We start from the raw sequence: 13,071 nt of genomic DNA, 5'->3' as shown, positions 1-13,071 counted from the left end.
TTCTGCCAGAGAAAAGATTAATTCAACAACAACTACAGCGGTTACTGTAGCAAATTTTTGGTATCAGATGGTAGGGAGTAAGGAGTGGTTTGGGATTCATAATATATAAAGTCTATCTTATTAGTAGACAAAATTATATTATCTTAACATGCCCTACAAACATTTAACAAAATTTACGATTTTGATAATTTTTGAACTTCCGGCAACGATGGCATAACGATTTGCATGCTCAATAATTATTCTATTGATAAAAATATTCAGTAAATGGATTGTATTGCAAAAGTGATGGAGATTGGGAAAGTAATTAACGAAGGGAAAAAGTCAAACCATTTATCCGATCTGCAATAAGCGGGCATTACCAATATGATGTTAAAACTAAAGCCCATCGTAATGAGCTTTGATCATACCATTTCATGTATTAATCAATTAAAAGTTGCCCTAAACGCCAGTGGCGAAAGCTGCGTTTTTGCTTTAAACAGTTTACTAAACGATTGCGAATGTTCGAAACCCAATTGATAGGCAATTTCGCTGACTGATAAATTTGAAGTAGATAATTTTTCTTTGGCTTTTTCAATAAGCTTATTGTGCACATGCTGTTGCGTGCTCTGCCCCGTTAAAATACTTTACCGATACTCTTTATGCCTTTCGTAATATTTTCTCCATCGCTCTGCCCTTTGCCAATTCATCAACCAACTTATCCAGGTACCTGACTTGTTTGGTTAAAATATTTTCGATTTCCTCAATGCGGTACCCACAAATTGATCCGGTGATCAGGCATGCATTAGGATTTAATGTTGACTGCTGAAAAAAGCTTTCAAAAGTTACTTTTTCATCAATAAGCTGCTGGAGTTTTTGCTTGTTGAAACCTGTTAACCAGGTAACCACTTCATCTAATTCTTCTTTTGTTCTGCCTTTTTTCTCCACTTTTGCCACATACATAGGATAAACTGAAGCAAATGTCATTTTTGCAATGCGCTCATTGTGGGTATCAGAAGTATTCATATGGATATGCTAATGTTAAACCTTATTGCCTATAGCGATACCAAATTTAACATTTATTTTTAGGAAGGATAAATCAATCTAGCATTCTTTCATATTGATGAATAATAGCAATTATTACCCAAACGCACCTGTCTTTCCGGTTTCCAAAAAAAAAGATGACACCTACAACACCAGGAAAACATTATTTGAAAAGCAGTTTAAGCCCGCTCTGAACCAACATAATAGTCTTTTTTAACCACGGCTGCGGTAACCATTAGCTGACCAACATGCCTCATGGTATGCTCGGCTGCATGGAATAACAAACCTATTACAGTTGAAGGGAGGCCTGCACGGCCCACTCCTCTAAAATCGGGCAGGGTAGATATATCTGTATTTTTTAGCTGCGCCAAGGCTAAATCGACCTGATTACTGAAACGGTTTACCAAATCGGCCACAGTGTATGGATCTGCCGCATCGTTACCTTCTTCTGCCAATTGTGCAAACTGAAATTGGGAAAGCCCTTGTGCCCTTGCATAAGTAAAAACCCGATCGAGTACGCCACTTAAGTGCTGAAGATGAAAACCTGTAGAAGCCATTCCGGCCGGGCGTTCCCAAAGTAAAGCTACCGGAAAACCATCCATGTATTCGTTAATCTCCTCTCTGGCTTGCAGTAATGCATGAGCAATAGGCTGTAGTAATGGATTAAACTCTGGCAGCGGACCTCTTTGCCAAACTTCTAACTTTTGCGACATATCTTAAATAAATATTGCCTTATAGGTAGGAAACCGTTATTATCAGCAACCAGATTACGCTAAATGTGCCTCCAAAATAAACCATAGACATATTTTGTTTAAGGTTTTTCTTGATGAAAGCGGCATAAATCATCCAGCCGAAAAATGCAATAAAATATAACGGAACTGCGAATAACAACATAGCTTATAAATTGATAATCAAATATAAACAAAACCTGTGAGAAATTTCGTCTACCATTAAGAAACGCAAGTGAAAACAAATCTTTGATTATTTATTGCTAACTTCTTTTTCAACTGAGATAAGGCATTGTAAAAGAATCAACAAATCATCATGCTGAACCAAGCGAAATGCCTTAGATATTAAGTACCTAAAGATAATTCACCATGTTCAGCACAATATTATATTACAAGATCGATCTTACCAAACCACCCTCTACCCTAATGGCTGCGCCATTGGTGCCAGAAGCTAAAGGACTTACGTAAAAAGTAACGGCATTCGCTATTTCGCTTACATCAAGAAAGCGCTGTAACAATGAAGTAGGCCGCATATTTTTGAAAAAGTCGGTTTCTACCTCTGCTATACTAATGTTTCCCTTTTTCGCCAAATCTTCAATAAAACCACCCACTCCTTTTGATTTTGTTGGCCCTGGCAAAATTGAATTTACAGTTACTTCTGTACCCTTGGTTAATTCTGCCAAGCCACGACTTACCGCCAGCTGGGCAGTTTTGGTCATACCGTAATGGATCATCTCATCCGGAATAAACACAGCCGATTCGCTTGAAATAAAAATAATTCTGCCCCAGTTCTTCTTCAACATTTTAGGGAACAACTCGCGGGATAACCTGATGCCGCTCATTACATTTACCTCAAAAAACCTGAACCAATCTTCATCGCTTATCTCTTCAAAGGCTTTGGGTTCAAAAATTCCAGCATTGTTAACCAGAATATCGATTTCAGGAAGTGCTGCAATCAGCCTGTTTACGTCTTCGGCACTCGAAAAATCAGCAGCAATACCCGAAATAAATTCACTGCCTGCAATACTTTCCAATGCTTTAACTGCATCATCTACACTTTGCTGCGAACGGCCATTTATGATTACTTTTACGCCTTCTTTTAACAAACTTTCGGCAATTGAGAATCCAATACCAGCGGTAGAGCCGCTTATAAAAGCTGTTTTATTCTTTAATTGTAAATCCATTTCTAATTTTTAAAATGTTAATCATAATATTAACTGCCATTTGGCATGTAAAACTTTTTAACTTAGTTGCTTTAAGCAATACAAACTGAACAATTTTCTGCTTAAAATGTGTCATTTCAATATGCTAAAAATGAATAATCGTTAAAGCAATCCGGGCATCATTTTTGAACACAGAGTCTGGCTATAATAAACATATAGCTAAAACGTAATCAAATCTATTTATGAAAAAAACAGCAATCGCTCTCGCCCTAGGGGTAGCTATGGCCTCTTGTAACAACAAAGAGAAAAAAGCAGAAGTAAATCTTAAAGATAGTACCACAACCAGTCAAACTGAACCATCAAAAACCAGCGGAAGTGTTACCGCTACCGAAATCGACTGGAAAACTATTCCTGAGGTTAAAGAAATTGGCGAATTTCCTTTTTTTAAAGCTCCGGAAGGTATAAAAATTGTAGATGAAAAAGCCGGGCTGACTGATGTTTTTGAAAATGAAATGTTGGAAAACTATACTGGCACTGGCGTTTACACCACCAAAGGGAAACTTGGTATTATTGCTTTTGCAGATGAAAAAAGTCAGAATTTTAATCAACGCTTTTTTAATCAGGAGTTAACTGACTATATAAGTAAAATAGGGGCGAAACAGTTATACAGTGGAAATTATCCTGCCAACGATACTGCGAATGAGGCTTTGAGGCAAAAATTGAAAGGAAACATTTGGAACGGCAAAGGGCATACTTTCGCACTTTCTGATGATGAACCTTTTGCCGTATATGCATTTAGAAATAATGGTAAAAATTATATCGTTAATGTGCAAACAAACTCTGCCCAAGGGTATATTTTTATAATGGAATTAAAAGCTTAATTGGTTATAAAACAAAAACAGACCTTGCTGAGCAAAGTCTGTTTTGTAAATGTTTACGGTAGATGTATTGATATAACACGATACCTTTTTTATTGTTTTAATTATTGCAAAATAATTTAATCAAAGTTCAAATGGCTTGTAGATTAATGATACGCCTGATTCTACCAAAGCGCTTTTCGAGTTTTAATGACTTCTCATTTAATTGTGTTTTAGCTACCAACTTCGCCCCTTTTAATGTTGCACCAATTAAAATCCCGCCAGAAATCAATACAAAGTTTTTTATAATATATTGCCCCAGCAGTGTTGGAACCAGTATCGAATGATGAAAGGTTTCATGAGGGAAGAAAATTAGCGGAAGAAATGTACCAGCCATTTGCATGTACAATAAAATTAAAGTTAGTCTAAGCCAGGCTTTTGTAATTAAGCCAATACCAATAACGCATTCCCAAATTGCTAATATAGGCATGGAAATGGAGGGTTTGATGGCCCCGAAAGTAAGTTTGAGTATAGTACGCCCTGCAATTTCTTCTGCAGAACTCATGCCAGGGAAAAATTTAAGCATTCCAAACCAGATAAATATAATACCCAGACATATACGCAAAATATTAATGCCGTTCCGTGCTTTCCAGGCTACTATTCTTGATTCTGTTATTCTGAGGATACTGAACATGCTATAGGTTTTAGACCTTAATATACGTCGATTAACATCATTGAGTTTACTTCCAAAAGGGGTTACCTACTCGTTTATGATGTTAAAGCATGGTTAATCGCTAAAATGCTATACCAGTTATTGTAGAGAATAGAAGATGTGATTTATATAAAAAGATTGGAGGCTATGGGTCGTTTTGTTTTAAAGTGGCAAACTGAAATAGAAAGTTGAGCCAACTCCTAATTCGCTTTCTACCCAAATTTTTCCTCCATGGCCACGGATAATCTCATCACAAAGGTAAAGCCCAATCCCAAAACCGCTGATATTGGCCATTTGCTTACTATCTACCCTAAAAAAACGATCAAATAATTTATCCTGATCTGTAGGCAACACACCCATACCTTCGTCTTTTACACTCACCTGTGCAGTTTCATTAACCCTGATACAGGCTACATTAATGGTAGAGCCAAGTGGAGAATATTTTACCGCATTGTTGATCAGATTGGTAATTACCTGCCCAACTTTATCTTTATCGGCTACAACAGGTGTTGTTTCTACAGGTGCAAAAATAATATTGTGGGAGGAGATGGTGGCCAGCGATTCTACTTCGGCCTCTTTAATTAAGTCGGCCATATCAAATAATTTCAGGTCGATGGGTATTTTTCCTGTATCGGCCCTTTTCATATTCAAAAAACCATCTATCATGGTGCTCATCTTCTTGGTTTGAATATAAGCCCTGCTCAGAATATTCCCACTCATGCCATCTTTATTTTTATCGGCACGCATTTGTAACACCTGGATATAACCACCCATTGAGGTAAGCGGTGTTTTAAGTTCATGACTTACCATACTGATGAAATCATTTTTGCGCTGTTCGTTTTCTTTTTGCTCGGTAATATCCAATACAGTACCAGAGAAATATGATTTTCTTCCCTTTTCGGCAGGGTTCAGTTTCCCTGTTGATTTTACCCAGCGTTGCCTTTTGCTCCTGAATTCGATAATGGGATATTCAAGATCGTAGGATTCATTATTAAGAAAAGCCTCGTTAATTTTTTCTACCACCTTGGCACTATAATCTTCTCTAATTTGAGAAACCGCAGCCTCGTAAGGCATTGTTTCATCTTCATGGTAACCAAAAAACTGCTTTAAGCGTGGCGAAGGAATAAATGCCCTTGTATCGGCATCGATGTACCAAATGCCTAAATCGGCTTGTTCGATTGCCATATTTTTCAGGTTTTCGCTTTCTGCCAGTTTTGCATTTACCAATAATAAACTGTTTTGCGTAACCTTGAGGGCGTGATTTACGGAGAGCAATTCTTCATTTGCAGCACGGATTTCGCTGTTAGTTTCAGATAATTCGGCATTTAGCTTTCCCACTTCTATCTGACTGCGGATTAACTCCTCATTAGAAGCCAGCAATTCTTCATTTGAAGCTGTAGTTTCTTCCATTAACTGATGCTGTAACTCTACTTCGCTGATAGAAGAAAGGCGCAATTCAATTTCATCCATCACAATTTTAGCCATGCTTTTTAAAATGGCTCTGCTGTTCGCATCAAATTTTCTGGGTATTTTATCTATAATGCATAAAGTACCAATCCTAAAACCATCAGCTGTAGTTAATGGTGCACCTGCATAAAATTTTAAACCAAAACTGCCTGCAACATTTGGGTTGGTAAGCAAACATGGCTCATGTGGTGCATTTTCGAAAACGGTAACCTCCGGATCTAAAACAGCCAGTGAACAAATACTTACGCCCCTTGGTGATGTGGTTGCCTTGCCCATACCAACATTGGCTTTAAAATAAACCTGTTCTGCATCTACAAGTGAGATTAAAGAAACGGGTACATTAAATATTTGAGTAGCCAAACCCGCAATATGATCAAAACAATGCTCTGGTGGGGTATTTATAATTTTGTAGCGCTTGAGGGCTTCAACACGCTCGACATCATTATCGGGGATAATATTCTTTCCGAACGTATTTTCCATTGTTATAATTTTACTTTAAAGCAATTAACTACCTTTAAGTGAAGGGTTTATTAAAAATAATATTATGATTTATCTAGTATTGTAACAGCCAGGCGACACAAATGTTTGGCACATCAATTAATATTCCTAAGGCTTGTACGAGATCTATTTAGTGAGGATTTGTAAGGTGATAATCTACCTTTTTAAGCAAATCAAAAATATCAAAAGGTTTGGCAATAAAATCTTCAGCTTTGCAGTTGCGCTTCATTTCATTTAGGCCTGCATGGGCACTCATCATCATAATGGGTATCTTTTTAGTGGCCTCGTCATTTTTTAAATCATCGCATACCAGTAAGCCGTTCCCATCAGGCAACCTAACATCGAGAAGGTACAAATCCTGTTTCCCCTTATCCTTAAAGGCCATAAAGTCTTTTATGTTCGAGAATCCATAAACCTCATATTGTTCATCGGTCAGTATCATTTCGATAATCTCACGTATGCCCTCATCATCTTCCAACAAACATATTTTCTTGCCCATAACTATATCACCCTTATTTGTTTAACTAAACAGTGATAATGTAACAACACTTGCCAGATAATGTTTTAGCTGTTACACTATAGGAGTACAAAAAATGATGGTATTAAAAAAAACAGCTAAACGCTAAGCGAATTTTCCATTTTTTGAATGAAATTGTGGTTTATTTACAATAGTAAAAAAGCGTGATTAATTCCCGATTGCTCTTTTTGCAGGCTTAAACTGTGTAGCCAATAATACACCCCCAAGTGCAGCGGTTAAAAATACCCCTTCAATAATTGCTAAACGTTTTTTCTTTCTAAAACCACGGTAAAAGGAGTGTGCAGCGATAATGCCCAAGCCCGCAAATTCTATATTTCTCTGTACACGCTTAGAAGAATCTTTACTTTTAACCAATACCAGGTGCAAAAGTTCGTCAATTAAACTTATGTTTTTCGAAATGCCTCTTCTAACTTGTGCCTTACTTGCAGATGCACCAATTTTTTTTGCAGCAGTTTGTAAGCCGGCAGTCGTAATTGCATTAATCAAATGTGTTCTAGTATCTTTTTTTTCCATATCAATTCCATAGGTCCTATTATTTGAACCCAATTGCTGTGATATAGTTTTGATTAATTTGAGAAAGACTTAATGCCGTAGCATTTATCAATTTTAGTGTTAGCGGACAGCAATTTTATATCGTGATGAGTTTGACTTTTCACTAACGATCAATAATTAAGGGTTTTAAGATAAAATAACGAGATCGATATCCCTCATGGCCAGATTTTTCAAAAGACCATTGAAAACTGCGGTACGGAGAATTACCTGGAAAATATTAAGGTGTGGCTTGCCGATGCAAATGGTGGTAACTTCTTTTTCGGTGGCCACATCGATAATGGTTTTGGTTATTGCATTACTTTTTACTTTAATCACTTCTGCACCAAGTTCGGTTGCCAATTTAAAATGATTGATAAGGTGCCGCTGTTTATCCAGCTTAATGCGCTCCAAGCTTTCATTATCACTTTGCACATACAATACGATCCACGGAGAACGGTAGTATGAAGCCAATCTTGCTGTTTTGCGGATTACCACACCAGCTGTTTCTGCATTGGAAGAAATACAGGCAAGAAATCGCTCGGGCCGGAGTTTTATTGATTTGGGAATTTCTGTCTGGATTTTCCGTTCTACCTGATGCACAACTTCTTTAAGGGCAAGTTCGCGAAGTTGGAGAATTTTGTCTGACTGGAAAAAATTGCCTAATGCCCTTTCAATTTTAGATTGATCATAAATTTTCCCTTCTTTAAGCCGGGTAACCAGTTCATCAGCTGTGAGATCGATGTTTACAATTTCATCAGCAAGTTCCAATATTTTATCGGGAATGCGTTCGGTAACGGCAATTCCGGTAATTTGTTCAATTTCCTCATTTATGCTTTCGAGATGTTGGATATTTACTGCGGATATTACACTGATCCCTGCTTCGAGCAGGTCGAAAACATCTTGCCAGCGTTTGGTATTTTTGCTGCCTTCGGCATTGGTATGGGCAAGTTCATCTACAATAACGATTTCGGGATGGCGGTTTATAATTCCTTTCAGATCCATCTCCTCTATTTCTTTGCCCCGATAAAATATTTTTCGCCGTGCGATAATGGGAAGGCCTGCAACAAGCGCTTCTGTTTCTGCTCTTTTATGGGTTTCTACATAACCGATGCAAACATCAACTCCGTTGCGCAACAGCGCATGTGATTCTTGAAGCATGCGGTACGTTTTGCCCACCCCGGCACTCATACCGATGTAGATTTTAAGTTTCCCGCGCCTGGATTTTTTTACCAGATCCAAAAAGTGCCTAACCGATTCTTCTTTTTGTTCTTCTTCCATAATCTTTTACCAGGTAACTATTACAATTCCTTTTTCTATTAATATGCTGAAGGCAACAATTATTACAAGGGTAAACAATATAACCTTAAACCTGAATGAAATTTTCCTGGTAAGCAAATTAACATGTTTATGCGCCGTATAACTTTTTTTGAGATGAGATGCCTTGCTCCTTTTTAACGCATTCAATTTTCTGATCATTAACTTACCGGTAATGGCTAAAAACAGGCTGAAGATGATTTCTATATAAGGATGCATTGTTACAATTGATGATTACAGGAATTATTTTTAAAATAGCCGCCATCTCGACCGATTGCAACGGAACGGAAAGATCTACAATAGACTTATCGACTCCAACATGCTCTGCCCGAAATGACGACGCTATTAAATGCTAAAACGAAACTGCTATGCTTGCCGTAAGGGTAGCATTTGCATTTACCGCAGCATTTTCTCTTGCAAATATTTTGTCTTTGCTATCGTAAGCTTTTCCTTCTAATCGAATTACAGCGTTTGCTATTGGCGCATAATCAAGATTTAATGAATAACCCTTGGTTTTGAAACCATTTGTTGTTCCTGTAGCGATAAAAATGCCGTTTTTGTCTTCGTAATACTCAAATCTTCCGGCTACAGCCCATTTAGGTGCAAATTTGTATTGGAGAATTGCCACTGGCGAAATCACTTCATTTTTATCATCGCTTCCTTTTACTTTCTGTTGGGTGCCATAATCAAAACCGACTGTTACGCCAAATTTATCAGTAACCTGAAAAATGCCGTAAATATTGTGGTAAAACCTGTTTACCCGGGCCGAATCGGCACCTTCTGTTCCAAGATAATTGCTATAATTAACGGTAATTTTATCGGTTGGTTTCCAGGTAAGCTGAAGTCCGCCGGCAGGTTTATTGTTTCCATTTTGGCGTGTAATACGCTGCCATCCGTTAAGGTAAAGTGCTGTAGCAGAAAACTTACCATCATTTGTTCCATAGCTGATTTTAGCCCCAGATTCATAATATGGCGTATTCTCTGAAGAAATATTCCTGGTAAGCACCCAACAGTCTTTTGAAACTGCACTTTCAAACCCGATATGAGAAGAGAAAATTCCGGCATCAATCCAAAGGTTTTCTGATTTGGATAATTTTACTCCAGCGTTGGCCTCAAATATGTTTTTTAGCACACCAGGCTCAGCAGCAAGGTTTGCATTGGTATAGGTTCCGGCCATTACCGCTAAATTAGCGCGGATATTGCCACTATCGTAAGCTGCTTTAATAAAACCAAGGTTAAGGTTCACTTCGTTTGCACGGTTATGCGAATAAATAAATGCCGGGCGGTTATGATCGGCTGGTTTGTTAAAATCATATCCGTAATAAGCTTCGAGGTAACCTGTTACTTTAATTTTTGGTTCTTCCTGTGCTTTCGCGAAGAAACCCGTAGTGAGTGTAGCGGCTAGTAATAGTAATTTTTTCATTTTATCTGATTGTTTTATTAAGTAAAGTTTAATGTGAGCGTCATCTCTGTCCGATAGCTATCGGATGAATGCAATGAAATAGAGCGATCTAATTCAAAAGATTTCTCTAATACGGTCGAAATGACGTTCGTGGATTATTTAAAGTTCATCAAGTGCAATGTTTAATTTCAGCACATTTACTGATGAAGGGCCAAAAACGCCCATAAAAGGTTTAAGGGTATTCATCGCGATAAGTTCTTTTACTTTTTTCTCATCTATATTCCTGGCTTTCGCAACCCGTTGGATCTGAATGGCTGCACCTTGCTCAGAAATATTTGGGTCGAGCCCGCTACCTGATGCAGTAACCATATCGGCAGGAATATCTGATTTTTTGATACCTGGGTTGTACTTCAATAATGTATCAATACGCGACTGTACTTCTTTTAAATAATCAGGATTGGATGGACCTTTGTTAGATCCGGCAGAGCCAGCTGCATTGTAAGCCACTGCTGATGGCCTTCCCCAAAAATATTCTGGCTTGGTAAACGACTGGCCCAGTAATGCATAACCCACTGTTTTACCGTTTTTAGTGATTTTTTCTCCTCCACCGCTTCCTTTAGACATTTTACCAATAAAGGCCACACTGATGGGATATATTACGCATAACAGTACCAATAGCACAAGGGTTAAGCGGATAGATTGAATGATGTACTTTTTCATTTTATTAAAATTTATTTTACTGATAAACAGATTTTTTTAGACAAATAACCCCACTAATAAATCGATTATTTTAATGCCTATAAATGGTGCTACAACGCCGCCAATACCATATATAAACAGGTTTCTGCGTAATAATGCAGTGGCACCGATAGGTTTGTAAGCCACACCTTTTAAGGCCAGCGGGATTAGGATCGGAATAATAATGGCATTAAAAATTACTGCCGACATAATGGCCGATTCGGGGCTGTGTAAGCCCATGATATTTAAACTTTGCAAAGCAGGTATCGAGGCAATAAACAATGCCGGAACGATGGCGAAATATTTGGCAACATCATTCGCAATAGAGAAGGTTGTTAGCGTACCACGGGTAATTAACAATTGTTTTCCTATTTCTACAATCTCAATTAGCTTGGTAGGATCATTATCTAAATCGACCATGTTACCAGCCTCTTTTGCAGCTTGTGTACCACTGTTCATGGCTACACCAACATCGGCCTGGGCTAAAGCAGGCGCGTCATTGGTACCATCACCCATCATTGCCACCAGTTTACCAAGTGCCTGTTCATCTTTAATATAATTCATCTTATCCTCGGGTTTAGCCTCGGCAATAAAATCATCTACACCAGCCTTTTCAGCAATATATTTAGCCGTTAATGGATTATCGCCCGTAACCATTACCGTTTTTACACCCATTTTTCTTAAGCGTTCGAATCGCTCGCTTATACCTGGTTTAATAATATCCTGCAATTCGATTACGCCAAGGGCTTTTTCATTTTCTGATACTACAAGGGGTGTACCGCCATTGGTTGCAATTGCCTTTACATGGTTTTCAATGTCAGATGGAAATATATTTCCGGCCTTTTCTACTATATTTCTAATCGAATCGAAGGCCCCTTTTCTGATTCTTCTTCCATCAGCAGTATCTAATCCACTTGAGCGTGTTTCGGCAGTAAATTTTATAAAAGTTGATCCTTCAGGTGTTCCTACAGATTTTATACCTTGTTCTGCAGCCAGTTCGATGATTGATTTTCCTTCAGGGGTTTCATCTGCCAATGAGCTTAGCACACAGGCATCGGTAAAAGCTTTAATGTTTACGCCAGCAGTTGGGTAAAAATTGGTGGCTTTACGGTTTCCTATAGTAATTGTTCCGGTTTTATCTAAAAGCAATACATCAATATCGCCTGCGGTTTCTACTGCTTTACCAGATTTTGTGATTACGTTGGCTCTTAATGCCCTGTCCATCCCGGCAATGCCGATGGCCGATAAAAGTCCGCCGATGGTGGTTGGAATTAAACATACAAAGAGGGAAATTAATGCAGCAATGGTAATGGGTGTGTTGGCGTAATCGGCAAAAGGTTTTAAAGTAACGCACACAATGATAAATACCAGGGTAAAGCTTGCCAGTAAAATGGTTAAGGCAATTTCATTTGGTGTTTTTTGGCGCGAGGCACCTTCTACCAGGGCAATCATTTTATCTAAAAAGCTTTCTCCAGGAGCAGTACTTACCTGAACTTTAATCTCATCAGATAAAACTTTTGTTCCTCCTGTTACCGAAGATTTATCGCCTCCAGATTCGCGGATAACCGGAGCAGATTCACCAGTAATGGCCGATTCGTCGATTGTAGCAATACCTTCAATAATCTCTCCATCTGTAGGAATGGTATCTCCGGTTTCGCAAACAAAAACATCACCTTTTTTCAACTGGTTAGAAGAGCGGATTTCGATTATACCATTTCGCAAAAGCACTTTTGCAGGTGTTTCCTCTCTTGTTTTACGTAAACTATCTGCCTGCGCTTTACCCCTTGCTTCGGCAATGGCCTCCGCAAAATTTGCAAAAAGTACAGTAAGCAAAAGCACTAAAAAGATGAAGAAATTATATAAAGGCGATCCTTGCCCGCTGTGGCTAAATGAATATACTGTAACATAAGCCATTACCAGGGTTCCGATTTCTACAGTGAACATAACCGGGTTGCGGACCATTACCCTTGGATCGAGTTTGATAAAAGATTGTCTAAGTGCGGTCTGCACTAAGGCAGGTTCGAACAATTTATTATTGGGTTTCATATTTGAATTTTATTATTGTTTTGTCGTGCTGAGCTTATTGAAATACTTATAATTGCA

The 13,071-nt window shown here is 38.2% G+C and carries 13 protein-coding genes and 1 pseudogene; 1 reads left to right on the top strand and 13 read right to left on the bottom strand.

The window, feature by feature from the left end:
* Nucleotides 1-422: 422 nt before the first annotated feature.
* The 4 genes and pseudogenes from ASE74_RS24420 to ASE74_RS12800 form a co-directional block, all read right to left on the bottom strand.
* Nucleotides 423-620, bottom strand: a pseudogene (locus ASE74_RS24420) (helix-turn-helix domain-containing protein); the annotation flags it as partial.
* A gap of 16 nt (nt 621-636) precedes the next feature.
* Complete coding sequence (locus tag ASE74_RS12810) at nt 637-1,002, bottom strand: DUF2200 domain-containing protein (protein WP_055909622.1); 366 nt, start codon at nt 1,000-1,002, stop codon at nt 637-639.
* Nucleotides 1,003-1,199: 197 nt separating this feature from the next.
* The gene (locus tag ASE74_RS12805; protein ID WP_055909612.1) at nt 1,200-1,733 is read right to left on the bottom strand and encodes a DinB family protein; all 534 of its coding nucleotides are present in this window, start codon (nt 1,731-1,733) and stop codon (nt 1,200-1,202) included.
* 404 nt (nt 1,734-2,137) lie between these two features.
* Nucleotides 2,138-2,932, bottom strand: a complete 795-nt coding sequence (locus tag ASE74_RS12800) for an SDR family NAD(P)-dependent oxidoreductase (RefSeq protein ID WP_055909609.1) — start codon at nt 2,930-2,932, stop codon at nt 2,138-2,140.
* 221 nt (nt 2,933-3,153) lie between these two features.
* Here ASE74_RS12800 and ASE74_RS12795 point away from each other — a divergent pair, with 221 nt between their 5' ends.
* Nucleotides 3,154-3,792: a hypothetical protein gene (locus tag ASE74_RS12795; protein WP_055909606.1), complete on the top strand. Its 639-nt coding sequence runs from the start codon at nt 3,154-3,156 to the stop codon at nt 3,790-3,792.
* A 127-nt stretch (nt 3,793-3,919) separates the two neighbouring features.
* Here the strand turns inward: ASE74_RS12795 and ASE74_RS12790 are convergent, their stop codons facing one another.
* From ASE74_RS12790 to kdpB, 9 genes are all read right to left on the bottom strand, one after another.
* Nucleotides 3,920-4,462, bottom strand: coding sequence for a DoxX family membrane protein (locus ASE74_RS12790; protein WP_055909604.1), 543 nt, complete (start codon nt 4,460-4,462; stop codon nt 3,920-3,922).
* 180 nt (nt 4,463-4,642) lie between these two features.
* Nucleotides 4,643-6,427, bottom strand: coding sequence for an ATP-binding protein (locus ASE74_RS24415; protein WP_082458766.1), 1,785 nt, complete (start codon nt 6,425-6,427; stop codon nt 4,643-4,645).
* A gap of 148 nt (nt 6,428-6,575) precedes the next feature.
* On the bottom strand, nt 6,576-6,944 hold the full coding sequence (locus tag ASE74_RS12780; RefSeq protein WP_055909601.1) for a PleD family two-component system response regulator: 369 nt from the start codon (nt 6,942-6,944) through the stop codon (nt 6,576-6,578).
* Between the two features lie 186 nt (nt 6,945-7,130).
* On the bottom strand, nt 7,131-7,496 hold the full coding sequence (locus tag ASE74_RS12775) for a hypothetical protein (protein WP_055909598.1): 366 nt from the start codon (nt 7,494-7,496) through the stop codon (nt 7,131-7,133).
* 165 nt (nt 7,497-7,661) lie between these two features.
* Nucleotides 7,662-8,792: a histidine kinase gene (locus ASE74_RS12770; RefSeq protein WP_055909595.1), complete on the bottom strand. Its 1,131-nt coding sequence runs from the start codon at nt 8,790-8,792 to the stop codon at nt 7,662-7,664.
* A 6-nt stretch (nt 8,793-8,798) separates the two neighbouring features.
* The gene (locus ASE74_RS25135) at nt 8,799-9,047 is read right to left on the bottom strand and encodes a hypothetical protein (protein WP_055909592.1); all 249 of its coding nucleotides are present in this window, start codon (nt 9,045-9,047) and stop codon (nt 8,799-8,801) included.
* Between the two features lie 133 nt (nt 9,048-9,180).
* Complete coding sequence (locus tag ASE74_RS12760; RefSeq protein WP_055909589.1) at nt 9,181-10,251, bottom strand: porin; 1,071 nt, start codon at nt 10,249-10,251, stop codon at nt 9,181-9,183.
* A gap of 138 nt (nt 10,252-10,389) precedes the next feature.
* Nucleotides 10,390-10,950: a K(+)-transporting ATPase subunit C gene (locus tag ASE74_RS12755; protein ID WP_055909586.1), complete on the bottom strand. Its 561-nt coding sequence runs from the start codon at nt 10,948-10,950 to the stop codon at nt 10,390-10,392.
* 36 nt (nt 10,951-10,986) lie between these two features.
* Complete coding sequence (gene kdpB, locus ASE74_RS12750) at nt 10,987-13,014, bottom strand: potassium-transporting ATPase subunit KdpB (protein ID WP_055909582.1); 2,028 nt, start codon at nt 13,012-13,014, stop codon at nt 10,987-10,989.
* Nucleotides 13,015-13,071 lie beyond the last annotated feature (57 nt).

Source organism: Pedobacter sp. Leaf216 (assembly GCF_001421515.1).
Taxonomy (GTDB): domain Bacteria; phylum Bacteroidota; class Bacteroidia; order Sphingobacteriales; family Sphingobacteriaceae; genus Pedobacter.
Note: the sequence above shows the minus strand (reverse complement) of the source record. Positions and strands in the feature narration are given on the sequence as shown.